Below are 25,599 nucleotides of genomic sequence, written 5' to 3'. Positions count from 1 at the left end.
GAGAGGATCAGCGCTTCGAGTACTGAGGAGCCTTGCGGGCCTTCTTGAGACCGGCCTTCTTGCGCTCGATGACGCGGGCGTCGCGCGAGAGGAAGCCGGCCTTCTTCAGAACCGGACGGTTGTTCTCGGCGTCGATGTTGTTGAGCGCACGGGCGATGCCGAGACGCAGAGCGCCGGCCTGGCCCGAGTCGCCGCCACCCGAGATGCGCGCGATGACGTCGTACGCACCCTGCAGGTTCAGCACCGTGAACGGGTCGTTGATCAGCTGCTGGTGCAGCTTGTTCGGGAAGTAGTCCTCGAGCGTGCGGCCGTTGACCGTGATGGTGCCCGAGCCGGGGACGAGGCGCACGCGGGCGATGGCCTGCTTGCGGCGACCCACGGCGGCGCCGGGGACGCTCAGCACGGGGCGGGGCGCGCTCTCGACGGCCTCGGCCTCAGGGGTCGAGGTGGTGAAGTTCTGCGGGAATTCGGTGGTGTCCTGGATGTCAGCCACGAGTATGTCCTTATCTGGGCGGCGCTTACTGGGCGACCTGGTCGAGGGTGTACGTCTTCGGCTGCTGCGCGGCGTGCGGGTGCTCGGCACCCGTGTACACCTTCAGCTTCGCCAGCTGCTGGCGGCCGAGGCTGTTCTTCGGGAGCATGCCGCGGACGGCCTTCTCCACGGCGCGGACCGGGTTCTTCTCGAGCAGCTCGGAGTAGGCGACGGCCTTGAGCCCGCCCGGGTGGCCCGAGTGGCGGTAGGCGATCTTCTTCTGGAGCTTCTGGCCCGTGAGCGCGACCTTGTCCGCGTTCACGATGATGACGAAGTCGCCGGAGTCGATGTGGTTGGCGAAGGTCGGCTTGTGCTTGCCGCGCAGGAGCGCTGCGGCGTGCGAAGCCAGACGGCCGAGGACGACGTCGGTGGCGTCGATGACGACCCAGTCACGCTGGACCTGCCCGGCCTTCGGGGTGTAAGTGCGCGTCACGATAGTGCTGCTTTCTTGATTCGAACGGAGAGGTTCGTGAATCCCGCTCCGGGGCGCTTCGACCGCGCGGACCGTTTCCGGTCCTGCGCCTGTCGAAGGGCGCCAGTGGAGGGCTCACGTTCGTGCGCCCCGCCCCTCGGACACGCCGAGGCATGGGGCACCAAAGGAATAGCTTACGGCATCCGACCGTCTTCCCCAAATGCGCCGGTTCAGCCCGGCTCGGCGGCGACGAGGATCGGACGGTGGTCGCTGGACCCCTGCGCGAGGGTCCGGATCTCCCGGATGTCGAAGCCGATGGACGTCGCGAAGTCGTAGTGCCCGCGGAACACCCGGTACCGCGTGTACGTGCGCTCGTCGCTCAGGGTCAGGGTGTAGCCGTGGTCGCGGACGGCCTGGCCGAGGTTCTCCTTGAACACCGGGTAGTTGTAGTCCCCCACCATCAGGATGGGAAGGCCGTCGCCGAGCTCCGTGAGGGCGTCCAGCGCCGCCCGGATCTGATGGCGGCGCAGCGAGTTCAACGCCGTGAGGGGCGCCGCGTGGAAGGACGCGATCACGAAGTCGCCGCCGCTGTCGATGTCGCGCAGCCGCACGCCGAGCACCCGTTCGTGCGCGGGGCGCAGGACGCGGTCGTGCAGGGACTTCTTCAGTTCGAACGCGCGCACCTCCCCGACGCGGAAAGTGTTCTCCCGGTGGTAGACGGCGAGCCCGAGGCGATTCCCCTGGGTGGCGCGGGCGAGGACGAGCCCGCCCAGCCGCTCCGGGAGCGCCTGGGTGTCGGCCTCCTGCAGGCAGAGGAGATCCGCCGCGTGGACGTCGGCCAGGTCGTGCAGCTCGCCGGCGGCGCGGTGCTTGCGCAGGTTGTACGAGATCACCCTCATCGGCACCCACGCTACTCCGGACTCCCGGACGTCCGGTGGGTCAGCCCCACCGGAGGCCGAGGACGCCGGGCCCGAAGCCGTGCCGGAAGGCGTGCGCGGTCCGACCCAGCACGAGCGCCGGCGAGGAGGTCTCCGGCGTTCCGTCACGCTCGACGTACTCCTCGCACCAGTCGGGTTCGGCACCCTCGGGGAAGATCACCCAGATCAGCGCCTCCCGGGAGGGACGCGCGGTGCCGTGCCAGGCGCTTCGTCGAGGCGGATACCCCGGCGGGAGGCGTTCGGTGAACTCGATGAGGGCGGTCTCGCCGGCGACGACCGGCTCGTCGAAGGCGATCACGATGCCCGACAGCAGGCCGCCGGGGTGCCGCCACTCGCGCGCCATCCTCCCGCCGCGGACGTCCTCGATCACCGGGGTGACCTCGGTCTCCTCGGGGGCGACGTCGATCAGCGGCAGCTCCTCGACGACGCCGCGGGTCACCTGGATCAGGGCACGCGTCGTCGTCCGCTCGACCGCGCCGTCCGCACCGACGTGCACCGTCATGTGCGTCGACAGGTCCCGGATGGCGGCCTGGGGCGCCGCTCCCAGCGCGGCGAACGTCTCCTCGGTCTCGCGCCGCTCCCGCTCGGCGTCGAAGGGCACCCGCGGCGCGGGGACCGCCCCCAGCCGGGCGAACGGAGACACCAGACGCGAGAGCGACCCCGGATCCAGCCCGAGGATGCGCTCGAGGTCCTCGATCGCGCTCAGCGACGTCGCGCTCTCGGGGTGACGGGCCCCGGAGCGCCAGTAGCTGAGCGTCGTGACCGACACCGGGTTGCCGTTGTCCCGGAGACGGGCGTGGAGGCTGCTCAGGGACAGCCCGCTGGCGGCGATCGCCCGGCTGAGCGCGCCGGCGAAGCCCGTGTCGGCGTCGTCGCGTTCGTCCATCACAGTCCCCCGGCGTCGTGTGAAGAGGCTTCGAGTAGCTTCACCCTACGGCCACCGCCCGCCGGGGACGGGCAGGTCGTTTCCGGTGACGCGAGCACTGGGGCCGTCGCCGGGGCACCTCCCCCGCCCCGGTGGCCGGTCGGGGGACCGGCCACCGGGGACCGCCGTTCCGAGCCGGATGCCGGGGGTCAGCCGATCGGGTCGTCCCGATCTCGACGGTTCCTGGTCTGCTCGGCACGCGCCGCGAGCAGCTCGTCGGCAGGGTACCCGACCTCCGCGAGGGTGAGCCCGCGCGCCGCGAGCACCTTGAACGCGCTCGTCCTGGTGAGCTCGTCGCGCAGCCGCACGAGGTCGCCCGGGTCCAGACGCCCCTCCCCCACCGCGGCGCAGGCTCCGACCAGCGCGCGCACCATGCTGTGACAGAACGCGTCCGCCTTGACCTCCGCGACGAGGACCCCGGCGTCGTCGCGCCGCCACCGGTAGTCCAGGAGCGTGCGGATCGTCGTGGCCTCCTCGCGCGCCTTGCAGTACGCCGCGAAGTCGTGCAGGCCGATCAGCCCCCGGGCGGCCTCGTCCATGGCAGCGACGTCGAGCTCTCCGCGGATCGAGGTCGTGTCGTGCCGGGCCAGCGGGTCGTACCCGCTCACGTCGTCCGCGAGCCGGTAGCGGTATCGACGCCAGACCGCGGAGAACCGGGCGTCGAAGCCCTCCGGGGCGATCGAGGTCCGCGTCACGGTGGCATCGGCGTACGCCCCGAGCACCCCGCGCAGCCGGCGGGCGAGCGATCCCGCGGGATCCTGCGCGTCGGGCCCCCGACGCGCACCGACGCGGGCCCACTGCGTCTCGTCGAGATCCACGTGGGCGACCTGGCCGCTCGCGTGCACCCCGGCGTCCGTGCGCCCCGCGACCACGAGCTGCGCCTCCGATCCGACGACCCGCGCGAGGGCCTGCTCGATCGTGCCCTGCACGGTGCGGAGTCCCGGCTGCCGCGCCCACCCGCGGAAGTGGGTGCCGTCGTAGGAGATGTCGAGGCGGATGCGCACGAGTCCAGGGTATCGAGCGGCGGGACGACGGCATCTCCGCGCCGTTCGGCCGTGCTCCCCCGGATCCCCGCCGCAAAGTTCACCCTGGGACTGCGTGTCAGGTTGTGCGAGACTGAATCGCACGAAGCCGGTCTCGGGCGACCGCGCGAATTCCGAACGCAGTGTTGCGATCCGAAGGAGATCCCATGATCCGCAGTCCCCACCCCGACATCGAGATCCCGAACGTCTCGATCCACGAGTTCCTCTTCGGAACCCTCGACGACGCGCGCCTCGACACGACGGCGATCGTCGACGGCACCTCCGGCGCCGAGACCACCTATCGCCAGCTCCTCGCGCAGATCGACCTCTTCGCCGGGGCCCTCGCCGCCCGCGGGGTCGGCGTCGGAACCGTCGTCGGCGTGCTCTGCCCGAACATCCCGGCGTTCGGGACCGTCTTCCACGGTCTTCTTCGCGCCGGCGCCACCGCGACCACCATCAACTCCCTCTACACGGCCGAGGAGATCGCCGCGCAGCTCACGGACGCCGGCGCCGAATGGATCGTCACCGTGAGCCCGCTGCTGCCGGGCGCGAAGGCCGCCGCCGAGAAGCTCGGCATCGCCGACGACCATGTCATCGTGCTCGACGGCGCCGAGGGCCATCCGTCCCTTCCCGCGCTGCTCGGCGAGGGGCACACCGCGCCGGACGTCTCGTTCGACCCGGCGACGCACCTGGCCGTCCTGCCCTACTCCTCCGGCACCACCGGCCGCCCCAAGGGCGTGATGCTCACCCATCGGAACCTCGTCGCCAACGTCGCCCAGAGCAGCACCACGATCAGCCTCGGCGAGGACGATCGGGTCCTCGCCGTGCTGCCGTTCTTCCACATCTACGGGATGACCGTGCTGCTGAACTTCGCGCTTCGCCAGCGCGCCACGCTCGTGACGATGCCGAAGTTCGACCTCGCCGAGTTCCTCCGCGTCGCCTCCGAGCACCGCACGTCGTGGGTGTTCATCGCCCCGCCGATCGCGGTCGCGCTCGCGAAGCACCCGCTCGTCGACCAGTTCGATCTCTCGGCGGTGAAGGTCGTGTTCTCCGGTGCGGCGCCGCTCGACGGCGCCCTCGCCCGCGCCGTCGCGGAGCGGCTGGACTGCACCGTCTGCCAGGGATACGGGATGACGGAGACGAGTCCCGTCGTCCACGCGATCCCCGTCGACCGGCCCGACATCGACCGCTCCAGCATCGGCGTCCTGCTGGCGAACACCGAGGCGCGCATCGTCGCGGAGGACGGGGGCGACGTCGTGGTCCCCTCCTCCGGGACGAGCGAGCCCGGCGAGCTCCTCCTCCGCGGGCCGCAGATCATGGTCGGCTATCTGAACCGCCCCGAGGCCACCGCCGAGATGCTGGACGAGGACGGCTGGCTGCACACGGGCGATGTGGCTACGGTGACCGCGGACGGCGTGTTCCGCATCGTCGACCGTCTGAAGGAGCTCATCAAGTACAAGGGCTACCAGGTCGCCCCGGCGGTGCTGGAGGCAGTGCTGCTCGAGCACGCCGCCATCGCCGACGCCGCGGTCGTGGGGACTCTCGACGAGGACGGCCAGGAGGTGCCGAAGGCGTTCGTCGTCCTCCAGCAGGGGGCGCAGCTCGACGCGGACGGCGTCATGGCCCACGTCGCCGCGCACGTCGCCCCGCATGAGAAGGTGCGCGTCGTGGAGTTCATCGAGCAGATCCCGAAGTCGAGCTCGGGCAAGATCCTGCGCAAGGACCTCCGCGTGCGCTGATCCCGCCCGGACGAGCAGAAGACGCAGAAGGGCCCCGCCGTACGGCGGGGCCCTTCGTGTCGGAGGGAGCGGCTTACTTGCCGGCCTCGGTGAAGCCGGCGGCCTCGGCGGCCTCCGCGGTGCGGAACCACACCTCGGCGACGGTCGCGTCGTACCACTGGCCGTCCGGGCGGTGGAACTTCATCGAGTCCTTGTTGCCCTTGATGTCGAAGCCCTCGGGAGCCGAGCCGTCCTCGAGCGGAGCGGCGGAGTCCTCGCCGAAGCCGCCGTCGACGAGCGCGGCGGGAGCGGCGGTCTCCTCGACCTCGGTCGCCTCCTCGACGACCTCGGCGGGGGCCTCCTCGGCCTTGGCGGGCTTGTCCGCCTTGGCCGCGGGCTTGGCGGCAGCCTTCTTCTTCGGCGCGACCGGCTCGAGGACGAGCTCGATCACGGCCATCGGGGCGTTGTCGCCCTTGCGGTTGCCGACCTTCGTGATGCGGGTGTAGCCGCCCTCGCGCTCGGCGACGAGCGGCGCGATCTCGGCGAACAGGACGTGCGTGGCGTCCTTGTCGCGCAGGATCGAGAGCACGCGGCGACGGGCGTGCAGGTCACCGCGCTTGGCGAAGGTGACCAGACGCTCGGCGAGCGGACGCAGGCGCTTGGCCTTGGTCTCGGTCGTCTTGATCGACTTGTGCGTGAACAGCGCCGCGGCGAGGTTCGCAAGCAGCAGACGCTCGTGGGCGGGGCCTCCTCCGAGGCGGGGACCCTTGGTGGGCTTGGGCATTGTCGTCTATCTCCTGGATCGGAAAGGGTCGGGTATCAGAAGGACTCGTCTTCGGAGCCGCCGTAGAAGTGGGCGCCGTCGAAACCGGGCACCGAGTCCTTCAGCGACAGGCCGAGCGAGACGAGCTTGTCGCGCACCTCGTCCACCGACTTCTGTCCGAAATTGCGGATGTTCATGAGCTGCGTCTCCGAGAGAGCGACGAGCTCGGACACCGTGTTGATGCCTTCGCGCTTGAGGCAGTTGTACGAGCGGACCGACAGATCGAGGTCTTCGATCGGCATCGACAGCTCGTTCGAGAGGACGGCCTCGACCGGCGCCGGGCCGATCTCGATGCCCTCGGCCTCGATGTTCAGCTCGCGGGCGAGGCCGAACAGCTCGGTCAGGGTGCGGCCGGCCGACGCGACGGCGTCGCGCGGGGCGATCGAGTTCTTCGTCTCGACGTCCAGCACGAGCTTGTCGAAGTCGGTGCGCTCCCCGGCACGGGTGGCGTCGACGCGGTAGCTGACCTTGAGCACCGGCGAGTAGATCGAGTCGATCGGCACCTGGCCGGCCTCGGCGTACTCGCTCCGGTTCTGCGCCGCCGACACGTAGCCGCGGCCGCGCTCGATCGTGAGCTCCAGCTCGAAGCGCGCGGTCTCGTTGAGGGTCGCGATGACGAGCTCGGGGTTGTGCACCTCGACGCCCGCCGGAGCGGAGATGTCCGCCGCGGTGACCTCGCCCGCGCCGGTCTTGCGCAGGTAGGCGGTGATGGGCTCGTCGCGCTCCGAGGAGACGACGAGCTGCTTGATGTTGAGGATGATCTCGGTGACATCCTCCTTCACCCCGGGGATGGTGCTGAACTCGTGGAGGACGCCGTCGATGCGGATGCTGGTGACCGCGGCGCCGGGGATCGAGGAGAGAAGGCTGCGACGCAGCGCGTTTCCGATCGTGTAGCCGAAGCCGGGCTCGAGCGGCTCGATGATGAACCGGCTGCGGTTCTCGGAGATCTTTTCCTCGGTGAGAGTGGGACGCTGTGCGATGAGCACTGTGTGTTCCTTTCGATCACGTGCCCGCTATATGACACGTGTTGGGTGAGGTGTTGAGTTGTGTGAAGACGGTGCTGACACCCCGGTGCGCCTCCGGTCCGCGGACGGATCGGAGGCGCACAGGGCGATCAGACGCGGCGGCGCTTCGGCGGGCGGCAGCCGTTGTGCGCCTGCGGCGTGACGTCCTGGATCGAACCCACCTCGAGGCCGGCGGCCTGCAGCGAGCGGATCGCGGTCTCGCGGCCCGAGCCCGGGCCCTTGACGAGGACGTCGACCTTCTTCACACCGTGCTCAGCGGCCTGACGGGCGGCCGACTCGGCAGCCATGCCTGCGGCGTACGGGGTGGACTTGCGCGAGCCCTTGAAGCCCACGCCGCCCGACGAGGCCCAGGCGATGACGGCGCCGGACGGGTCGGTGATCGAGACGATCGTGTTGTTGAACGTCGACTTGATGTGGGCCTGGCCCAGCGCGATGTTCTTCTTCTCCTTGCGGCGCGGCTTGCGCGCGGCGGCCTTGGGTGCAGCCATGAAAGTGTTCTCCTATTCCCTGGCCGCTTAGCGGGCCTTCTTCTTGCCGGCGACGGTGCGCTTCGGGCCCTTGCGGGTGCGCGCGTTGGTCTTGGTGCGCTGACCGCGGACCGGCAGGCCACGGCGGTGACGGAGTCCCTCGTAGGAGCCGATCTCGACCTTGCGGCGGATGTCGGCGGCGACCTCGCGGCGCAGGTCACCCTCCACCTTGTAGGTGCCTTCGATGTGGTCGCGGAGGGCGACGAGCTGGTCGTCGGTGAGGTCCTTGACGCGGATCGACTCGTCGATCTCGGTGGCCTTGAGGATCTCGACCGAGCGGGTACGGCCGATGCCGTAGATGTACGTGAGGGCGATCACCACGCGCTTGTCGCGCGGGATGTCGACGCCGGCAAGACGTGCCATGCGGAATCTCCTGGATGTTGTGGAGGTGTGGAGCAGGATCGGTGCCCGGGCCTCCGCCCCGAGGTGTCCCCCTTGCGGGTTCTGATCCTGCCGTGTGGTCCCGGTCGTTGAGCGAGCGAAGCGAGACGAAACGCCCGCCGCGGACCGGATGTTGAGTTGTCAGTTTCTTGCGTGAGAGGTTTCGACTCGCTCGCGCTGCGCGCGTGCTCGCTCAACCTTGACGTTCGCGTGTCAACGCGGCTTCGCCGCATTGACACGACTCACGTCAACCCTGGCGCTGCTTGTGGCGCGGGTTGCTCTTGCAGATCACCATGACGCGCCCGTGACGGCGGATCACCTTGCAGTGATCGCAGATGGGCTTGACGCTGGGGTTGACCTTCATGATGTTTCCTGTTCGCTGTCTTCACCGGGCAGGCGCGAATGCCTGGGGTGTTACTTCTCGACCGGTCAGCGGTAGCGGTAGACGATGCGCCCGCGGGTCAGGTCGTAGGGGCTGAGCTCCACGACCACGCGGTCCTCGGGGATGATGCGGATGTAGTTCTGCCGCATCTTTCCGGAGATCGTTGCCAGAACCTTGTGGCCGTTGCTGAGCTCAACGCGGAACATCGCGTTGGGCAGAGCCTCGGACACGACGCCCTCGATCTCGATGACACCGTCTTTCTTAGCCATAGCCTCGCTGACGCTTCTGCAGACCGGTCGATCTGCGGTGGATGGATGGGATGGCGCAGGGCCCGCCGGACACGTCCATGGACACGCCGGACCGAGGCGCAAAGCACCAAAGATCTATGGTAGACGCGTTTCCCGCTACGGGCAAATGCGCGACCGCTCCCGCCCCGGGTCGACGACCGGGGCCACGACGACGGCGCCGCCGGGCCATCCCGACAGCGCCGTCGCGCACGGCGAGGAGGATCAGTCCGCGTCGACCGCACCGGCCTCGTGACGCCGCACGACGGCACGCAGCACCAGCACGATCCCGCCGAGGACCGCGGCCCCGCCGAGGAGGAGCGGCCAGCCGGAGACGACCCCGCCCGTGACCGCCAGGTCGGCGCCCTGGCCGCCGCTCGCGGCCGTGCCACCCGCGGAGGACCCCGCGGCCGAGGATGCCGACGTGGCGCCGGACGTCGAGGCCGTCGACGACGTGCTCGCGACGTCCGTCGCGGACGCAGAGGCCGAGGCCGTCGCGGCGGCTGCCGCGTCCGCGGCGGCAGAGGAGCCCGCCGACGAGGACGCGTCCGACGTCGCAGCGGCATCCGCAGACACGGAGGCGCCGGAGGCCGTTGCGGAACCGCCGGCGGCGGCGTCCGCCGTCGCAGCGGCATCGGCAGACACGGCTGCTCCCTCCACTGCTGCGTCGGCGTCGACCGACCCGCTCGCCGAGACGGTACCGTCGATCCCGGCGCCGTCGGCACCGCCGTCGGAACCGGCGCGAATCGAGGTCGCCGCGTCAGCGTTCGCGCCGGCGCCTCGCGCGTCCGCGTCCGCCGTCGCACCGGCGTCGGCCGTCGCACCGGCGTCGGCATGGACCTCGGCCCCCGCGTCCGCGTCGGACCCGCTCGCGTCCGCGTCCGCCGTCGCACCGGCGTCGGCACGGACCTCAGCCCCTGCGTCCGCGTCGGACCCGCTCGCGTCCGCCGTCGCGCCGGCGTCGGCATGCACCTCGGCGCCCGCGCCCGCGTCCGCGTCGGTTCCGGCCGCGCCCGCGTCCGCGTCGGTTCCGGCGGCGCCCGCATCCGCGTCGGTTCCGGCCGCATCCGCGTCCGCCCCCACGCCGTCGGCGTCAGCATCTGCGTCCGCGCCCGGGTCCACCGGCGTCTCCGGCTCGACCTCGCACACGAAAGCGCCATCTCGGAACGGGTAGTTGTGGATCTCCGTGCCGGACCCCTCCATCCGGATCGTGCCGTTGGTGTAGACGCGCCCGTTCAGGTGCGCGGTCGTGGAGATGGTCGGCGTCGCGGCGTCCGCGTGGGCGTGCGGAACCATGATCGAACCGAGCACCTGCGAGCTGCCGCCGATCTCCACACGGGTCGCATCCGCGAAGTTCCACATCGTGCGGGTGGCAACGCGGCCGAAGCCGTTCACCGCGCCGCCCACGCCGTCGACGCGCACGCCGTCGTCGGAGAAGTAGTTCGGCGACCAGACCGCCGCGTCCCCGGTCACGTTGACGATCACGGTGGCGTCGTCGGCGATCTTCTCGAAGGCGACGGCGCCGGCCGCGCCGAGGTCGGCCGCGGAGATGGTGAAGACCTCGCGCGCGGCGCCGGTGCCGACGAACGTCGCCGTCCCCCACTCGGATCGCGCGGATCCGGTCGTCGCCTCGGCGGCGTACACGGCGGAGGCGGTCGAGATCGCGTCGCCGAAGTGCGCATAGCCGTCCAGCGCCGCGGCTCCGAGGCCACTGCGGAACTCTCCGCCGTTCAGGTCGTAGCGACCGTCAGGATGGGCCGGGGCCGCCGCACCGCCCACGCGCACGTCGCCGCCGCCGTCGGGGAAACCGGGCACCGGGGCACCGACGAAGAACGTGGTGATCCCCGACTCGACGCGGAGGTCGCCGCCGACGGCCAGCATCGTCTCCCCGGCGCCCGGGACGACCCCGGATCCCACGCCGACGGTGCCGACGTTGAACGCTCCCGCGGGCTGGCGCTGGAAGGTCGCGTCGCCGTGGACGACGACGACCCCCTCGATCTCCGCCGCGCCCGAGCCGGTGACGAGGTCTCCGCCCGCGTAGACCGCGACGTTGTTGTCCGTGAAGATCTCGTTGCCGGCCCCGGGGCTCCCGATCTCCCCTGTCGGGCAGCTGGCCGCCGCCGCCTGAGCCGGCGTCAGCGACCCGAAGGCCCCGAACGTCATGATCCCCGTCGCTGCGAGCGCGGCCGCTCCCGCGACTCCCGCGGTGCGCTTCGCGCGCACGCCGAACATCCCCATGTTTCTCTCCCCTGTCCACGTGGTCGCCTCAAGTCTGGCGAACCACCCTGTGCATAACCTGCACACCCACGTGCACGACATCCACCGCCGCGCACGACCGCACGTCGTGCGGCCCCGCCGTCATACTAGCATTTTGTTCACAGGGCAAACAAAACCGTCCCACGGACACGACGACGGCGCCGGGGACTGATCCCCGGCGCCGTCGTGAAAACGGGCTCAGCCGATGAGCTTCTCGAGCTGGGAGAGCTCGCCCGCCTGCAGGTCGAGGCGTTCGCCGTTGATCTCCACGGTCGGCGTTCCCTGGATCTGGTGCTTCTTGGCCTGCGCAGCGGGGTACTTCAGGTAGGTGTCGTCAGTGATGCAGGACGCGGCGTCGTCCGCGCCAACCTGCGCGGCGAACTCCGCAAGCTGCTCGCTCGTGAGACTCTCCACGCCCTCCTGCGGCTGGTTCTCGAACAGGACCTTCGCGTAATCGAGGTACTTGTCCGGGTTCGTGTCGACAACGCAGAGAGCGGCAGAGGCCGAGCGGGAGGCATACATCGGCGCGGACGTCTGCTCCGACACGCGGTCGAGGATCGCGATCGGGTGGTACTCGAGCGTGATCTTGCCGTCGTCGACGGCCTTCTCGAGCTGCTCGCCGTACTGCTGCTCGAAGGAGTTGCAGATCGGGCACTGGAAGTCCAGGTACACCGCGACGGTGTCCTTGCCGTCGCCGAAACTGACGGCGCCCGTCTCGGCGTTGAACGTGTCGCTGCTCTTCGGAGCCGGCCCGGCGTCCGTGGCCTGGTTGTTCAGCCACACCACGACGCCGCCGAGTGCCACGAGCACGACGACGACGGCGATGGAGATGCCGATGGCGAACCAATTGGTCGAGCTCTTCGCAGCGGCCATTGTCTTCCGTTCCTGTCCTGGCGCGTCGCAAGGCCTGCGCGCGACCGATGTCTCGGGCAGGACGACGCCCCGCTCCGTATGCCATTTTGCACGCTCGCGCCTATGGGCTCCATGGGAACCCCGGCTTCACGGTGCTGCCATGCCGGCGCCCGCCGTGCGTCTGGGACGCAATCCGCGTCCGGTGCCCCGTGGTCAGCCGAGCGGCGTGGGGACGACGCCGTACGGCGCCAGGCCCGCCGCACCGCCGTCCGGCGCGGTGAGCACCCAGATCCCGTTCTCGTGGACCGCGACGCTGTGCTCCCAGTGGGATCCGTCGGATCCGTCCGCCGTGGTCACGGTCCAGTCGTCGTCCTCGACGAACGTCTCCTCGCCGCCGGCGGTGACCATCGGCTCGATCGCGAGGACGAGTCCCGGCCGCACCTCGGGCCCCTGGTCGGAGGTGCGGTAGTTGAACAGGCTCGGCGCCTCGTGCATCTTGCGCCCGATGCCGTGACCCACGTACTCACGGAGGATGCCGTAGTGATCGATGCCGTCGGCGGCCTCGGGCGGGACACCCGCACCGAGGATCCGGTCCTCGATCGCCGCGCTGACGTCGCCGAGGCTCCGCGCCGTCGCCATCGCGGCGATCCCCGCCCACATCGAGGCCTCGGTCACGCGGGAGAGCCCTTCGCGTCGCGCGACGAGGTCGGGCCGCGACGGGTCGGGCACCACGACGGTGATCGCGCTGTCGCCGTTCCATCCCTCGTACTGCGCCCCGCAGTCGATGGACACGATGTCCCCGGCCTCCAGCACCCGATCGCCGGGGATCCCGTGCACGACCTGATCGTTCACGGAGATGCACGTCGCGTGGCGATAGCCGCGGACCAGCTTGAAGTTCGACTCCGCGCCCCGGGAGACGATCAGGGCGTCGGCGGCGGCGTCCAGCTCCGCCGTGGTGACGCCCGGCCGGATCAGCGCGCGTGCGGCGTCCAGCGCTGCGGCGGTGATGAGGCCCGGCTCCACCATGGCGCGGAGCTGGGCCGGGCTCTTGTAGATCGACCGGCGGAACACCACGTCAGACCGCGACCGCGCGCTCGAGGCCACGGGCCTGGAGCGCGGCGAAGATCCGCTCGGTGACCTCGTCGAGCCCGCCCACGCCGTCGATCCGGTCGACGATACCGCGCTCCCCGTACGCCTCCAGGATCGGAGCCGTCTCCTGCTCGTAGATGTCGAGCCGGTGCGCGATGGCCTCGGGGGTGTCGTCCGTGCGCCCCTGCTCCTCGGCGCGCAGCCGCAGGCGCTCGATGCTCTCCTCGCGCGGGACGTCCAACAGGATGACCGCGTCGAGCGCGGCGCCGGACTCCGCGAGGAACGCGTCGAGGTGCGCCACCTGGGCGGCGTTGCGGGGATACCCGTCCAGCAGGAAGCCGTCCGCCGCATCGGGCTGGGACAGCCGGTCGCGCACGATCTCGCCGGTCAGCTCGTCCGGGACGAGGTCGCCCGCGTCGAGGATCGAGGTGACCTGCTTGCCGAGCTCGGTGCCGTTCTTGATGTTCGCGCGGAAGATGTCTCCGGTCGAGACGACCGGGACCCCGAAGGCCTCCGCCACGCGCACACCCTGCGTGCCCTTGCCCGATCCCTGCGGTCCGACGATCAGGAGACGAGCGGTCATCGGAGGAGCCCTTCGTAGTGGCGCTGCTGGAGCTGCGCGTCGATCTGCTTCACGGTCTCGAGCCCCACGCCGACGATGATGAGGATCGACGCGCCGCCGAACGGGAAGTTCTGGTTCGCACCGACCGTGGCCAGCGCGATGAGCGGGATGAGCGCGATCACGCCGAGGTACAGCGAGCCCGGAAGGGTGATCCGCGTCAGGACGTACTCAAGGTACTCCGCCGTCGGGCGTCCGGCGCGGATGCCGGGGATGAAGCCGCCGTACTTCTTCATGTTGTCGGCGACCTCGACCGGGTTGAAGGTGATCGCGACGTAGAAGTAGGTGAAGCCGATGATGAGCAGGAAGTACACCGCCATGTAGAGCGGGTGGTCGCCGGTCACGAAGTACTGCATGATCCAGGTCGCCCACTCCGGCGGGGTCGAGCCGTCCTGCGGGATGTTGAACTGCGCGACCAGCATCGGGATGTACAGCAGCGAGGAGGCGAAGATCACCGGGATCACGCCCGCCATGTTGACCTTGATCGGGATGTACGTGTTCGTACCCCCGTACGTGCGGCGGCCGACCATGCGCTTGGCGTACTGCACCGGGATGCGTCGCTGCGACTGCTCGATGAACACGACGGCCGTCATCACGACGATGCCGATCGCCAGGACGAGGAGGAAGACCTCGAAACCGCGGGTCTCCCAGATCGCCCACATGGCGCCGGGGAAGGTCGCGGCGATCGAGGTGAAGATGAGCAGCGACATGCCGTTGCCGATGCCGCGCTCGGTGACGAGCTCGGCGAACCACATGATGAGACCCGTTCCGGCCGTCAGCGTGATGATCATCAGCAGCTGCGCCCACCACACGTCATTGGTCAGGAGCTGGGCGCAGGCGCCGCCGGAGTTCTGGCCGAAGAGCTGGCCGCTGCGGGCCACCGTCACCAGCGTCGTCGACTGCAGGAGCGCGAGCGCGATCGTCAGGTAGCGCGTGTACTGGGTGAGCTTGGCCTGGCCGGCCTGGCCCTCCTTGTGCAGCGTCTCGAAGTGCGGGATGACGACGCGCAGGAGCTGGGTGATGATCGTCGCGGTGATGTACGGCATCACGCCGAGGGCGAAGATCGACAGCTTCAGCAGAGCGCCGCCGGAGAAGAGGTTGACGAGTCCCAGGAGGCCTTCGGTACCCGAGTTGTCCGCGATGCACTGCGTCACGTTCGGGAAGTTGACGAACGGAGCCGGCACCGTGGAGCCGAGTCGGTAGATCGCGATGATCGCCAGGGTGAAGCCGATCTTCCGGCGCAGGTCCGGTGTGCGGAAGATCCGCGCGATGGCGCTGAACAAAGGTGTGCCTCCTGAAAAGGGATGCCGATCCGACAAGGGGCGGCCAAGAAACCAGGGTAACGCAAGAGGGGCCGGAGGTTTCTCCGGCCCCTCTTGTCGTCGGCTACTTGACGGAGCCGCCCGCCGCGACGATCTTCTGCTCGGCGGAACCCGAGACCTTGTCGACCGACACGGTGAGCTTCACGGCGATCTCGCCGTTGCCCAGAACCTTGACCTTCTCGTTCTTGCGAACCGCGCCCTTGGCGACCAGGTCGCTCACGGTGACCTCGCCACCGGCCGGGTACAGCTCCGCGAGCTTGTCCAGGTTCACGACCTGGTACTCGACGCGGAACGGGTTCTTGAAGCCACGCAGCTTCGGGGTGCGCATGTGCAGCGGCATCTGCCCACCCTCGAATCCGACGCGGACGGTGTTGCGGGCCTTGGTGCCCTTCGTGCCACGACCGGCGGTCTTGCCCTTGGAGCCCTCACCACGACCGACACGGGTCTTGGCGGTGTTGGCGCCGGGGACCGGACGCAGGTGGTGCACCTTCAGCACGCCCGGGCGCGAGACCGGGGCGTCCTTCTTCGGGGCCGCCTTGGCAGGCGCCTTCTTGGCCGCGGCCTTCGGAGCGGCGGCCTTCTTCGGGGCCTTCTCGGCCTCGACGGCTTCGTTCTTCTCAGCCATCAGTCGATCTCCTCAATCTTCACGAGGTGAGCGACGGTCTTGACGTAGCCGCGCGTCTGCGCGTCGTCCGGACGGACGACGGAGTCGCCGATCCGCTTGAGACCGAGGCTGCGCAGCGTGTCGCGCTGGTTCTGCTTCTCGCTCACCTTGGACTTGACCTGCGTGACCTTGAGCCGTGCGGCCATCAGGCACCTACCTTCTGCGCGGCGGCAGCCGCAGCGGCCTTCTCCTCGTTGCGGATGATGATCTCCGGAACGACGGCGTCGTAGGCGAGTCCACGACGAGCGGCGACGGCGCGCGGCTCCTCGAGGGACTTCAGCGCCTCGACGGTGGCGTGGACGATGTTGATCGTGTTCGAGGACCCGAGGGACTTCGAGAGCACGTCGTGGATGCCGGCGCACTCGAGCACGGCGCGGACCGGACCACCGGCGATAACACCGGTACCGGCGGCAGCCGGACGCAGCAGCACGACGCCGGCCGCGGCCTCGCCCTGCACCGGGTGCGGGACGGTGGTGCCGACGCGCGGCACGCGGAAGAAGTTCCGCTTCGCCTCCTCGACGCCCTTCGAGATCGCGAGGGGCACCTCGCGGGCCTTGCCGTAGCCGACGCCCACGAGACCGTTGCCGTCACCCACCACGACGAGCGCGGTGAAGCTGAAGCGACGGCCGCCCTTGACGACCTTCGAGACACGGTTGATGGTCACCACGCGCTCGAGGAACTGGTTGTCCCCGCGGTCGCGCGAGTTGCGGTCACGACCGCCCTGACCGCGGTCACGGCCTCCGCGGCGACCCTGGCGCTCGTCGCGCTGGGGAGCCTCGGTTCCGGCCGCCGTCTCGGCGGGAGCCGTAGCCGTCTCGGTCACTTCGTTCTCCTTGTTGTCACTCACAGTGCCAGCCCCCCTTCACGGGCGCCATCGGCGATGGCGGAGACACGACCGGCGTAGCGGTTGCCGCCGCGGTCGAACACAGCCTCGGAAATCCCGGCGGCCTTCGCGCGCTCGGCGACGAGCTCGCCGACCTTGCGGGCCTTGGCCGTCTTGTCGCCCTCGAAGGTGCGCAGGTCGGTCTCGAGCGTGGAAGCGGAGGCCACGGTGCGGCCCTTGCTGTCGTCGACCAGCTGCACGAAGACGTGGCGGGCCGAACGGTTGACGACCAGGCGCGGACGCGCCTCGGTGCCGACGATCTTCTTGCGAAGGCGGGCGTGACGACGCGCGCGGGCGTCGGACTTCGACTTCACAGCCATGGTTACTTACCAGCCTTTCCGGCCTTGCGACGCACGACCTCGCCGGCGTAGCGCACACCCTTGCCCTTGTACGGCTCGGGCTTGCGGATCTTGCGGATGTTCGCAGCCGCCTCGCCGACGGCCTGCTTGCTGATCCCGCTGACGGTGAGCTTGTTCGTGCCCTCCACCGTCAGGGTGATGCCGGCGGGCGGGTCGACCAGGACCGGGTGCGAGAAGCCGAGGGCGAACTCGACCGAGCTGCCCTTCTGCTGGACGCGGTAACCGGTGCCGACGACCTCAAGGCCCTTGGTGTAGCCCTGGGTCACGCCGATGATGTCGTTGTTGATGAGGGTGCGGGTCAGGCCGTGCAGCGACCGCGACTCGCGCTCGTCGTCGGGGCGGGTGACCAGGACCTGGCCCTCCTGCACCTCGACCTCGATGGGAGAGGCCACCGTCAGGGAGAGCTCTCCCTTGGGGCCCTTCACCGAGACCTCGCGGCCGTCGACCGTGACGGTCACGCCCGCAGGGATCTCGATGGGAAGTCGTCCAATACGCGACATGTCAGATCACCACACGTAGGCGAGAACTTCTCCGCCCACGCCCTTCTGCTCAGCCTGGCGGTCGGTGAGAAGACCGGAGGAGGTGGACAGGATCGCGACGCCGAGGCCGCCGAGCACCTTGGGGAGCTCCGTGGACTTCGCGTACACGCGGAGACCGGGCTTCGACACGCGCTTGATGCCGGCGATCGAACGCTCGCGGTTGGCGCCGTACTTCAGGGTCAGCGTGAGGTTCTTGCCGACACGGGCGTCGGTGACCTCCCACCCTGCGATGTAGCCCTCCTGCTGGAGGATCTCGGCGATGTGCGTCTTGAGCTTGCTCGACGGCAGGGTCACGGAGTCGTGGTGCGCCGAGTTCGCGTTGCGCAGACGGGTCAGCATGTCTGCGACCGGGTCTGTCATTGTCATTGTCTTCTTCTTTCGATCATGAGGTTTCGACGCCCGTTACACGGACGCCGACCTTCGTGAACACACAATTTTCAATTGTACGTCAAGCGGGACACGCCGAAAAACCATCCGGTCGTTGAGCGAGCGAAGCGAGACGAAACGCGGTGATCCCACGGGAACCGCGTTTCGTCTCGATGCTTCGCTCCTCGCTCAACGACCGGCGGTCATCACGCCTGGGCGTCGTCGGCGCGGAACGGGAAGCCGAGGTGGCGCAGCAGCGCACGACCCTCGTCGTCCGTCTCGGCCGTGGTCACGACGGTGATGTCGAAACCGCGCACGCGGTCGATCTTGTCCTGATCGATCTCGTGGAACACGCTCTGCTCGGTGAGACCGAAGGTGTAGTTGCCGTGGCCGTCGAACTGCTTGCCGGACAGACCGCGGAAGTCGCGGATGCGGGGCAGGGCGAGGTTGACCAGGCGGTCGAGGAACTCCCACGCACGGTCGCCGCGGAGGGTGACGTGCGCGCCGATGGCCTGGCCCTCGCGCAGCTTGAACTGCGCGATGGACTTGCGGGCCTTCGTCACGACCGGCTTCTGACCGGTGATCTTGGTGAGATCGTCGATCGCGCCGTCGATCACCTTGCTGTCGCGAGCCGCCTCACCGACACCGGTGTTGACGACGACCTTGACCAGGCCGGGGATCTGCATGACGTTCTTGTACCCGAACTCGTCCTGCAGCTTCTGCTGGATCTCGTTCTTGTACTTCTGCTTCAGGCGCGGCTGGATCTTGCCAGCCGGCGCGGCAGTGGTGGTGTCGCTCATCAGAGGTCCTTACCGCTCTTCTTCGCGTAGCGCACGCGGACCGTGCGCTTCACGCCGTCCTTGGTCTGCTCCTCGACGCGGTGACCGACGCGGGTCGGCTTCTTCGTCTCCGGGTCGACCAGGGCGACGTTCGAGATGTGGATGGGGGCCTCGATGGTCTCGATGCCGCCCGTCTTGGTGCCGCGCTGCGTCTGGCCGACACGCGTGTGCTTGGTGGCGTAGTTGACGCCCTCCACGATCACGCGGTTCTGCTCGGCGAGGACCTCGAGGACCTTGCCCTGCTTGCCGCGGTCGCCGCCCTTGTCCTGCTTGCGGCCGCTGATGACCTGGACGAGGTCGCCCTTCTTGATGTTCGCCATGATCAGATGACCTCCGGGGCGAGCGAGACGATCTTCATGAACTTCTTGTCACGAAGCTCACGACCGACCGGGCCGAAGATGCGGGTGCCGCGGGGCTCCCCGTCGTTCTTCAGGATCACGGCGGCGTTCTCGTCGAACTTGATGTACGAGCCGTCTGCACGGCGCGTCTGCTTCTTGGTACGGACGATGACGGCCTTGACGACATCGCCCTTCTTGACGTTGCCGCCCGGGATCGCGTCCTTGACGGTCGCGACGATGGTGTCACCGAGACCGGCGTACCGGCGACGCGAGCCGCCGAGCACACGGATGGTGAGCAGCTCCTTCGCGCCGGTGTTGTCGGCGACCTTGAGGCGGGACTCCTGCTGGATCACTTGGCCTTCTCCAGAATCTCCACCAGACGCCAGCGCTTGGTCGCGCTCAGCGGCCGGGTCTCGTTGATGAGGACGAGGTCGCCGATGCCGGCGGTGTTGTTCTCGTCGTGCGCCTTGACCTTCTCCGTGCGGCGGATGACCTTGCCGTACAGCGGGTGCTTCACGCGGTCCTCGACCTCGACGACGATGGTCTTGTCCATCTTGTCGCTGACGACGTAGCCGCGGCGCGCCTTGCGGTAGCCACGGGCGCCGGCGTCGCGGACATCGTGCGACTCCACGACCTCAGCGGTCTTCTTCTCAGCCATTACTCGGCCTCCTCCTTCGGCGCGTCGGCCTCATCGGCCTTCTTCGCCTTCGCCTTGGACGCCTTCTTGGCCGGAGCCTCGACCGGAGCCGGCGTCGCACGGATGCCGAGCTCGCGCTCACGGATCACGGTGTAGAGGCGCGCGATGTCGCGCTTGACGGCGCGAATGCGGCCGTGGCTCTCCAGCTGGCCGGTGGCCGACTGGAAACGGAGGTTGAACAGCTCCTCCTTGGCCTTGCGCAGCTCCTCGACGAGGCGCTGGTCTTCGAACGTGTCGAGCTCGGCGACAGCGAGCTCCTTGGTGCCGATCGCCATTACGCGTCGCCCTCCTCGCGCTTGATGATGCGTGCCTTGAGCGGCAGCTTGTGAATGGCACGGGTCAGGGCCTCGCGAGCGAGCTGCTCGTTGACGCCCGCGACCTCGAAGAGGACGCGACCCGGCTTGACGTTGGCGACCCACCACTCCGGCGAGCCCTTACCGGAACCCATGCGGGTCTCGGCCGGCTTCTTGGTGAGCGGACGGTCGGGGTAGATGTTGATCCACACCTTTCCGCCACGCTTGATGTGACGGGTCATCGCGATACGAGCAGCCTCGATCTGACGGTTCGTCACGTACGCAGGCGTGAGGGCCTGGATGCCGAACTCGCCGAAGGAGACCTTCGTGCCGCCGGTGGCCTGGCCGTCCCGCTTGGGGTGGTGCTGCTTGCGGTACTTGACCTTACGAGGGATAAGCATCAGGCAGACGCTCCTTCTGCGACGGGAGCCTCGTTGCGCGGGCCGCGACGGCGGTCGCCACGGTCGCGCGACGGCTTCTGGTTGGCCTGCTCGCGTGCGAGCTCCTTGTTGGTGAGGTCGCCCTTGTAGATCCAGACCTTCACGCCGATGCGGCCGAAGGTGGTCTTGGCCTCGTAGAACCCGTAGTCGATGTTCGCGCGCAGCGTGTGCAGCGGCACACGACCCTCGCGGTAGAACTCCGACCGGCTCATCTCCGCGCCGCCGAGGCGGCCCGAGACCTGGATCCGGACGCCCTTGGCGCCGGCGCGCTGGGCGCCCTGGAGGCCCTTGCGCATGGCACGGCGGAAGGCGACGCGCGCAGAGAGCTGCTCCGCGATGCCCTGCGCCACGAGCTGAGCGTCGGCCTCGGGGTTCTTGACCTCGAGGATGTTCAGCTGGATCTGCTTGCCCGTGAGCTTCTCGAGGTCGCCGCGGATGCGCTCGGCCTCGGCCCCACGACGACCGATCACGATGCCCGGACGCGCGGTGTGGATGTCCACCCGCACGCGGTCACGAGTGCGCTCGATCTCGATGTTCGAGACGCCGGCGCGGTCGAGCTGCGTCTGCAGGAGCTTGCGGATCTTGATGTCCTCGGCGACGTAGTCGGCGTAACGCTGGCCCGGCTTCGTCGAGTCCGAGAACCAACGCGACACGTGGTCCGTCGTGATGCCGAGGCGGAAGCCGTACGGGTTTACCTTCTGTCCCATTACTTGCTCGCCTTCTTCGTCTCTGCCACCGGGGCCGCCTCGGCGGCCTCAGGGGTGGCCAGCACGACCGTGATGTGGCTCGTGCGCTTCTTGATCTGGAACGCGCGGCCCTGGGCGCGGGGCTGGAAACGCTTGAGCGTCGTCCCCTCGTCCACGTAGGCGTTCTTGACGTACAGGTCCTGCCCGTCGAGGAACTCGCCGTCGCGGTCCGCCTTCACCTGCGCGTTGGCCATGGCCGACGCGACGAGCTTGTAGATCGGCTCGGACGCGCTCTGCTGCGCGAACTTCAGGATGGCGAGGGCCTCTTCGGCCTGCTTGCCCTTGATGAGCGCCACGACACGACGAGCCTTCTGAGGGGTCACGCGGATGTGTCGCACGCGTGCGATGGACTCCACCATTTCTCTCTCCTCTTGCGTCCCCGCGTCAGCGGCGACGGCCCTTCTTGTCGTCCTTCTCGTGGCCGCGGAAGGTGCGGGTGGGCGCGAACTCGCCCAGCTTGTGACCGACCATGGTCTCGGTCACGAACACGGGGATGTGCTTGCGACCGTCGTGCACGGCGATGGTGTGTCCCAGCATGGCGGGGATGATCATCGACCGGCGCGACCAGGTCTTGATGACGTTCTTGGATCCGGCTTCGTTCTGAACGACGACCTTGCGAAGCAGGTGCTCGTCGACGAAGGGGCCCTTCTTAAGACTGCGAGGCATCTTCTCTTACTCCTACTTGCGCTTCTTGCCGGCGTTACGGCGACGCACGATGTACTTGTCGCTTTCCTTGTTGGCGTGACGGGTACGACCCTCCGCCTGACCCCACGGGGTGACGGGGTGACGACCACCGGACGTCTTGCCCTCACCACCACCGTGCGGGTGGTCGACCGGGTTCATCGCGACACCGCGGACGGTCGGGCGCACGCCCTTCCAGCGCTTGCGGCCGGCCTTACCCCAGTTGATGTTCGACTGCTCGGCGTTGCCGACCTCGCCGATCGTCGCGCGGCAGCGCGCGTCGACGTTGCGGATCTCGCCCGAGGGCAGACGCAGCTGGGCGTAGGGGCCGTCCTTCGCGACCAGACGCACCGAGGCGCCGGCCGAACGGGCCATCTTCGCACCGCCGCCGGGACGCAGCTCGATCGCGTGGATCACGGTACCGGTCGGGATGTTCTTCAGCGGCAGGTTGTTGCCCGGCTTGATGTCCGCCCCGGCGCCGGACTCGACGACGTCGCCCTGCTTCAGCTTGTTCGGCGCGAGAATGTAGCGCTTCTCGCCGTCGAAGTAGTGCAGCAGCGCGATGCGAGCCGTGCGGTTGGGGTCGTACTCGATGTGGGCGACCTTCGCGTTGATCCCGTCCTTGTCGTTGCGACGGAAGTCGATCACGCGGTACTGGCGCTTGTGCCCACCACCGATGTGGCGGGTGGTGATGCGGCCCTGGTTGTTGCGCCCACCGGTCTTGGCGAGCGGACGAAGCAGCGACTTCTCCGGCGTGGATCGGGTGATCTCGGCGAAGTCGGCCACCGACGAACCACGGCGACCCGGGGTCGTGGGCTTGTACTTGCGAATAGCCATTATCTGTCCTTATCCCCCGGTCAGTTCACTGCCGTGAAGATGTCGATGGTGCCCGACTTCAGGGACACGATGGCGCGCTTGGTGTCCTTGCGCTTGCCCGTGCCGAAGCGGGTGCGGCGGGCCTTGCCGACGCGGTTGATCGTGTTCACCGAAGCGACCTTGACGTCGAAGATCTTCTCGATGGCGAGCTTGATCTCCGTCTTCGAGGCGCGCGGGTCCACGAGGAAGGTGTACTTGCCCTCGTCGATGAGCCCGTAGCTCTTCTCGGAGACGACCGGCTTCAGGATGATGTCGCGCGGGTCCTTGTTGCCCGCGGTGGCGAGGACGTTGTCGCTCATGCCGAGACCTCCTCGATCGAGCCGGTCTTCGCAGCGACGAACGCGTCGAAGGCGGCCTTGGTGAAGACGATGTCGTCGGAGACGACCACGTCGTAGGCGTTGAGCTGGTCCGCGTACAGCACGTGCACGCCGGCCAGGTTGCGGACGCTCAGGGCGTTCGTGTCGTCGGTGCGGTCGAGCACGACGAGGACCGTCTTGCCCGGCAGCGCCTTCAGGAACGCGGCGGCCGTCTTGGTCGAGGGCTTGCCCTCGATGCCGAAGGACTCGACGACGTGCAGGCGCTCTCCGCGGTAGCGGTCGCTCAGCGCGCCCGCGAGGGCGGCGGCGATCATCTTCTTGGGGGTGCGCTGCGAGTAGTCGCGCGGCTTCGGGCCGTGGACGATGCCACCACCGGTCATGTGCGGCGCGCGGATCGAGCCCTGGCGGGCGTTACCCGTGCCCTTCTGCTTGAAGGGCTTGCGGCCGGCGCCGGACACCTCGCCGCGACGCTTGGTCGAGTGCGTGCCCTGGCGAGCCGCCGCGCGCTGCGCGACGACGACCTGGTGGATCAGCGGGACGTTGGTCTTGACATCGAAGATCGCGGCGGGCGCGTCGACCGTACCGGTCTTCTTGCCGCCCGACAGGACGTCGAGAGTGAGAGTCGTGTCAGCCATGAGACTTAGGCACCCTTCACTGCGTTGCGGACGTAGACGATGCGGCCGCGCGCGCCGGGGACGGCGCCCTTGACGAGCATGAGTCCCTTCTCAGCGTCGATGGCGTGCACCGTGAGGTTGAGGACGGTCACACGCTCGCCGCCCATACGGCCGGCCATGCGCATGCCCTTGAAGACGCGGCTCGGGGTCGCCGAGGCGCCGATCGAACCGGGCTTGCGGTGGTTGCGGTGCGCACCGTGCGAAGCGGAGACGCCCTTGAAGTTGTGACGCTTCATGACACCGGCGGTGCCCTTGCCCTTGCTGGTGCCGACGACGTCGACCAGCTGGCCGGCCTCGAACACGCCCTCCACCGTCAGCTCCTGACCGAGTGAGTAGTCAGCAGCGTCCGCGGTGCGGACCTCGGTGACGTGGCGACGCGGCGTGACGCCGGCGGCCTCGAAGTGGGCCGTCAGGGGCTTGGTGACCTTGCGCGGGTCGATCTGACCGGCCGCGATCTGCACGGCGTTGTAGCCGTCCTTCTCGGGGGTGCGGATCTGGGTGACCACGTTCGGCGCGAGCTCGATGACGGTGACGGGAACGAGCTTGCCGTTCTCGTTCCAGACCTGGGTCATGCCCAGCTTGGTGCCGAGCATGCCCTTGGAAATCTTTGCGTTGATGTCAGCCATGTCGATCCTCAGAGCTTGATCTCGATGTTGACGTCCGCCGGGAGGTCGAGACGCATGAGCGAGTCGACGGCCTTCGGCGTCGGGTCCACGATGTCGATGAGGCGCTTGTGGGTGCGCATCTCGAAGTGCTCGCGGCTGTCCTTGTACTTGTGGGGCGACCGGATGACGCACACGACGTTCTTCTCGGTCGGAAGCGGCACGGGGCCGACGACGGTCGCGCCCGCACGGGTCACGGTGTCGACGATCTTGCGCGCCGACGTGTCGATGACCTCGTGGTCATACGACTTCAGGCGAATGCGGATCTTCTGTCCCGCCATTTGTCTGCTCACTCTCTTCAAAGCGTCGTACCGTCCCGCGCCAGGTGGGCTCGGGGGCATTGGACGCACGTCGGCGCTCTTCACGCCTTGCGCTCCTCCGGGACTCACGAGACCTCGCGGCTCGTGGGCCGTCGAAGGCGCACCACTGTTCTGCTGTCAGCCCGAGGCCTCGCGGCGCCCGGATGCCGACCCCCGCGCATGGCGAGGCCTCGGTGAGGAGGTGTCGGTTGTGCGTTCTCCTGCCCGCGGCCTAGAACCCTGCGCCGGGCTTCGGGAGCCTGCGCCGTCTATGCACTGCCTGGCAGTGATCCGGGGGCACGCGAACGCACCGCCGGAATGTGGAACCTGTCTATTCTGCCATGCCCGATTCGCGTCCTGCAAACCCGGGCGTGTCGCGCCTCGGAGAAGCCTCGGATCAGCCCCGGATCCCCGCACCCCGGGCCATCGAGCGGGAGGGGCACGGACACGACGAAGGCCCCGCACCGCCGTGGTGAGGGGCCTTCGGAGAGATCAGGTCACTCGGTGCCGATCGACTTGTCGATGTTGTCGCGCACGCCGTCGATCTGCTCGGAGGCGCCCGGGGCGACCTTCTTCGCGAAGCCGGCGACGCCGTCGAGGATCTTGTCGCTGATCCCCTCGGCCTGCTCGCTGTGGATGGCCTCGTCGATCTTGTCCTTGTTCTGCTCGACGAAGTCCTTGCCCTTGTTGACGACGTCGTTGAACGACTCTTCGATACCCATCGGGTTCCTCCCGGTCAGCATTCGCCGGCCGAGCGGCCGACGCTTCTCATTGTGCAACGTGGCGGCGTCGAGCGGTAGGCCCGTACGGGGTGCCCCG

General features: G+C 68.7%; 38 protein-coding genes. 1 reads left to right on the top strand and 37 read right to left on the bottom strand.

The genetic code is table 11. The features are described 5' to 3' along the window. Positions 1–7: 7 nt before the first annotated feature. From rpsI to truA, 5 genes are all read right to left on the bottom strand, one after another. A complete protein-coding gene (rpsI, locus tag V6R91_RS12035) occupies positions 8–493 on the bottom strand; it encodes a 30S ribosomal protein S9 (RefSeq protein ID WP_067242140.1) in 486 nt (161 codons plus the stop codon). Positions 494–518: 25 nt separating this feature from the next. Then, positions 519–965, bottom strand: coding sequence for a 50S ribosomal protein L13 (rplM, locus tag V6R91_RS12030; protein WP_067242136.1), 447 nt, complete (start codon positions 963–965; stop codon positions 519–521). A gap of 209 nt (positions 966–1,174) precedes the next feature. Further along, complete coding sequence (locus tag V6R91_RS12025) at positions 1,175–1,843, bottom strand: endonuclease/exonuclease/phosphatase family protein (protein WP_336395570.1); 669 nt, start codon at positions 1,841–1,843, stop codon at positions 1,175–1,177. Positions 1,844–1,883: 40 nt separating this feature from the next. Continuing rightward, on the bottom strand, positions 1,884–2,768 hold the full coding sequence (locus V6R91_RS12020; RefSeq protein WP_336395569.1) for a hypothetical protein: 885 nt from the start codon (positions 2,766–2,768) through the stop codon (positions 1,884–1,886). Positions 2,769–2,956: 188 nt separating this feature from the next. Further along, positions 2,957–3,811, bottom strand: coding sequence for a tRNA pseudouridine(38-40) synthase TruA (gene truA / locus V6R91_RS12015; RefSeq protein WP_336395568.1), 855 nt, complete (start codon positions 3,809–3,811; stop codon positions 2,957–2,959). A gap of 185 nt (positions 3,812–3,996) precedes the next feature. Between truA and V6R91_RS12010 the strand changes: the two genes are divergently transcribed. Then, positions 3,997–5,568, top strand: a complete 1,572-nt coding sequence (locus V6R91_RS12010; RefSeq protein ID WP_271061779.1) for an AMP-binding protein — start codon at positions 3,997–3,999, stop codon at positions 5,566–5,568. Between the two features lie 73 nt (positions 5,569–5,641). On the opposite strand, the gene rplQ is transcribed toward V6R91_RS12010, so the two are convergent. The 32 genes from rplQ to V6R91_RS11850 all read right to left on the bottom strand — a co-directional run bounded on the left by rplQ (position 5,642) and on the right by V6R91_RS11850 (position 25,502). Beyond that, on the bottom strand, positions 5,642–6,331 hold the full coding sequence (gene rplQ, locus V6R91_RS12005; RefSeq protein WP_336395567.1) for a 50S ribosomal protein L17, sunset domain variant: 690 nt from the start codon (positions 6,329–6,331) through the stop codon (positions 5,642–5,644). A gap of 35 nt (positions 6,332–6,366) precedes the next feature. Beyond that, positions 6,367–7,356: a DNA-directed RNA polymerase subunit alpha gene (locus V6R91_RS12000; protein ID WP_336395566.1), complete on the bottom strand. Its 990-nt coding sequence runs from the start codon at positions 7,354–7,356 to the stop codon at positions 6,367–6,369. A gap of 128 nt (positions 7,357–7,484) precedes the next feature. Then, positions 7,485–7,883 carry a 30S ribosomal protein S11 gene (gene rpsK / locus V6R91_RS11995; RefSeq protein WP_017829189.1) on the bottom strand — a complete coding sequence of 133 codons (399 nt, stop codon included), beginning with the start codon at positions 7,881–7,883 and terminating at the stop codon, positions 7,485–7,487. 27 nt (positions 7,884–7,910) lie between these two features. Beyond that, entirely contained in the window at positions 7,911–8,285 is a 375-nt protein-coding gene (gene rpsM / locus V6R91_RS11990) for a 30S ribosomal protein S13 (protein ID WP_067242101.1), read from the bottom strand. 265 nt (positions 8,286–8,550) lie between these two features. Then, complete coding sequence (rpmJ, locus tag V6R91_RS11985; RefSeq protein WP_005050492.1) at positions 8,551–8,667, bottom strand: 50S ribosomal protein L36; 117 nt, start codon at positions 8,665–8,667, stop codon at positions 8,551–8,553. Between the two features lie 65 nt (positions 8,668–8,732). Beyond that, positions 8,733–8,954 (bottom strand): translation initiation factor IF-1, encoded by a 222-nt coding sequence (infA, locus tag V6R91_RS11980; RefSeq protein ID WP_018171468.1) that lies wholly within the window; start codon positions 8,952–8,954, stop codon positions 8,733–8,735. Positions 8,955–9,194: 240 nt separating this feature from the next. Next, positions 9,195–11,207: a choice-of-anchor A family protein gene (locus V6R91_RS11975; RefSeq protein WP_336395565.1), complete on the bottom strand. Its 2,013-nt coding sequence runs from the start codon at positions 11,205–11,207 to the stop codon at positions 9,195–9,197. 216 nt (positions 11,208–11,423) lie between these two features. Beyond that, a complete protein-coding gene (locus tag V6R91_RS11970; protein WP_271060509.1) occupies positions 11,424–12,098 on the bottom strand; it encodes a DsbA family protein in 675 nt (224 codons plus the stop codon). Positions 12,099–12,290: 192 nt separating this feature from the next. After that, positions 12,291–13,151 carry a type I methionyl aminopeptidase gene (gene map, locus V6R91_RS11965; protein WP_271060508.1) on the bottom strand — a complete coding sequence of 287 codons (861 nt, stop codon included), beginning with the start codon at positions 13,149–13,151 and terminating at the stop codon, positions 12,291–12,293. Position 13,152: 1 nt separating this feature from the next. After that, entirely contained in the window at positions 13,153–13,749 is a 597-nt protein-coding gene (locus tag V6R91_RS11960) for an adenylate kinase (protein WP_271060507.1), read from the bottom strand. Next, positions 13,746–15,068 carry a preprotein translocase subunit SecY gene (secY, locus tag V6R91_RS11955; protein WP_067242077.1) on the bottom strand — a complete coding sequence of 441 codons (1,323 nt, stop codon included), beginning with the start codon at positions 15,066–15,068 and terminating at the stop codon, positions 13,746–13,748. The genes V6R91_RS11960 and secY overlap by 4 nt, the downstream gene beginning before the upstream one ends. 103 nt (positions 15,069–15,171) lie before the next feature. Then, a complete protein-coding gene (rplO, locus tag V6R91_RS11950; RefSeq protein ID WP_084344243.1) occupies positions 15,172–15,732 on the bottom strand; it encodes a 50S ribosomal protein L15 in 561 nt (186 codons plus the stop codon). Beyond that, positions 15,732–15,917 carry a 50S ribosomal protein L30 gene (rpmD, locus tag V6R91_RS11945; RefSeq protein WP_067242074.1) on the bottom strand — a complete coding sequence of 62 codons (186 nt, stop codon included), beginning with the start codon at positions 15,915–15,917 and terminating at the stop codon, positions 15,732–15,734. Before rpmD ends, rplO begins: the two co-directional genes overlap by 1 nt. After that, a complete protein-coding gene (gene rpsE / locus V6R91_RS11940) occupies positions 15,917–16,618 on the bottom strand; it encodes a 30S ribosomal protein S5 (protein ID WP_067242070.1) in 702 nt (233 codons plus the stop codon). Before rpsE ends, rpmD begins: the two co-directional genes overlap by 1 nt. After that, a complete protein-coding gene (gene rplR, locus V6R91_RS11935; RefSeq protein ID WP_336395564.1) occupies positions 16,615–16,974 on the bottom strand; it encodes a 50S ribosomal protein L18 in 360 nt (119 codons plus the stop codon). The genes rpsE and rplR overlap by 4 nt, the downstream gene beginning before the upstream one ends. Positions 16,975–16,976: 2 nt before the next feature. Continuing rightward, a complete protein-coding gene (rplF, locus tag V6R91_RS11930) occupies positions 16,977–17,513 on the bottom strand; it encodes a 50S ribosomal protein L6 (protein ID WP_067242063.1) in 537 nt (178 codons plus the stop codon). 6 nt (positions 17,514–17,519) lie between these two features. Next, positions 17,520–17,918 carry a 30S ribosomal protein S8 gene (rpsH, locus tag V6R91_RS11925; protein WP_067242059.1) on the bottom strand — a complete coding sequence of 133 codons (399 nt, stop codon included), beginning with the start codon at positions 17,916–17,918 and terminating at the stop codon, positions 17,520–17,522. 206 nt (positions 17,919–18,124) lie between these two features. Beyond that, positions 18,125–18,718, bottom strand: a complete 594-nt coding sequence (gene rplE / locus V6R91_RS11920; protein WP_067242055.1) for a 50S ribosomal protein L5 — start codon at positions 18,716–18,718, stop codon at positions 18,125–18,127. Then, entirely contained in the window at positions 18,718–19,077 is a 360-nt protein-coding gene (gene rplX / locus V6R91_RS11915) for a 50S ribosomal protein L24 (RefSeq protein WP_336395563.1), read from the bottom strand. The genes rplE and rplX overlap by 1 nt, the downstream gene beginning before the upstream one ends. Positions 19,078–19,079: 2 nt before the next feature. Beyond that, positions 19,080–19,448 (bottom strand): 50S ribosomal protein L14, encoded by a 369-nt coding sequence (gene rplN, locus V6R91_RS11910; RefSeq protein ID WP_067242048.1) that lies wholly within the window; start codon positions 19,446–19,448, stop codon positions 19,080–19,082. Then, a complete protein-coding gene (gene rpsQ, locus V6R91_RS11905) occupies positions 19,445–19,753 on the bottom strand; it encodes a 30S ribosomal protein S17 (RefSeq protein ID WP_067242045.1) in 309 nt (102 codons plus the stop codon). Before rpsQ ends, rplN begins: the two co-directional genes overlap by 4 nt. Beyond that, on the bottom strand, positions 19,753–20,067 hold the full coding sequence (rpmC, locus tag V6R91_RS11900) for a 50S ribosomal protein L29 (protein ID WP_067242042.1): 315 nt from the start codon (positions 20,065–20,067) through the stop codon (positions 19,753–19,755). The genes rpsQ and rpmC overlap by 1 nt, the downstream gene beginning before the upstream one ends. Continuing rightward, positions 20,067–20,486: a 50S ribosomal protein L16 gene (gene rplP / locus V6R91_RS11895; RefSeq protein WP_197220281.1), complete on the bottom strand. Its 420-nt coding sequence runs from the start codon at positions 20,484–20,486 to the stop codon at positions 20,067–20,069. The genes rpmC and rplP overlap by 1 nt, the downstream gene beginning before the upstream one ends. Beyond that, entirely contained in the window at positions 20,486–21,232 is a 747-nt protein-coding gene (gene rpsC, locus V6R91_RS11890; protein ID WP_067242036.1) for a 30S ribosomal protein S3, read from the bottom strand. Before rpsC ends, rplP begins: the two co-directional genes overlap by 1 nt. Continuing rightward, positions 21,232–21,630 (bottom strand): 50S ribosomal protein L22, encoded by a 399-nt coding sequence (gene rplV / locus V6R91_RS11885; RefSeq protein ID WP_336395562.1) that lies wholly within the window; start codon positions 21,628–21,630, stop codon positions 21,232–21,234. The genes rpsC and rplV overlap by 1 nt, the downstream gene beginning before the upstream one ends. Before the next feature lie 25 nt (positions 21,631–21,655). After that, entirely contained in the window at positions 21,656–21,937 is a 282-nt protein-coding gene (rpsS, locus tag V6R91_RS11880; RefSeq protein WP_033106056.1) for a 30S ribosomal protein S19, read from the bottom strand. Between the two features lie 12 nt (positions 21,938–21,949). Then, positions 21,950–22,789 carry a 50S ribosomal protein L2 gene (rplB, locus tag V6R91_RS11875; RefSeq protein WP_067242029.1) on the bottom strand — a complete coding sequence of 280 codons (840 nt, stop codon included), beginning with the start codon at positions 22,787–22,789 and terminating at the stop codon, positions 21,950–21,952. Between the two features lie 20 nt (positions 22,790–22,809). Next, entirely contained in the window at positions 22,810–23,127 is a 318-nt protein-coding gene (gene rplW / locus V6R91_RS11870; protein ID WP_067242026.1) for a 50S ribosomal protein L23, read from the bottom strand. After that, positions 23,124–23,780 (bottom strand): 50S ribosomal protein L4, encoded by a 657-nt coding sequence (gene rplD, locus V6R91_RS11865; protein ID WP_067242023.1) that lies wholly within the window; start codon positions 23,778–23,780, stop codon positions 23,124–23,126. The genes rplW and rplD overlap by 4 nt, the downstream gene beginning before the upstream one ends. Before the next feature lie 5 nt (positions 23,781–23,785). Then, on the bottom strand, positions 23,786–24,445 hold the full coding sequence (gene rplC / locus V6R91_RS11860; RefSeq protein ID WP_067242020.1) for a 50S ribosomal protein L3: 660 nt from the start codon (positions 24,443–24,445) through the stop codon (positions 23,786–23,788). 8 nt (positions 24,446–24,453) lie between these two features. Next, positions 24,454–24,762: a 30S ribosomal protein S10 gene (gene rpsJ, locus V6R91_RS11855; protein WP_017201594.1), complete on the bottom strand. Its 309-nt coding sequence runs from the start codon at positions 24,760–24,762 to the stop codon at positions 24,454–24,456. Positions 24,763–25,277: 515 nt separating this feature from the next. After that, positions 25,278–25,502, bottom strand: a complete 225-nt coding sequence (locus tag V6R91_RS11850) for a hypothetical protein (RefSeq protein WP_271060487.1) — start codon at positions 25,500–25,502, stop codon at positions 25,278–25,280. Positions 25,503–25,599 lie beyond the last annotated feature (97 nt).

This window comes from Microbacterium sp. CCNWLW41 (genome assembly GCF_037083505.1).
The sequence above is the reverse complement of the archived record's forward strand: the minus strand, read 5'-3'. Positions and strand labels throughout refer to the sequence as shown.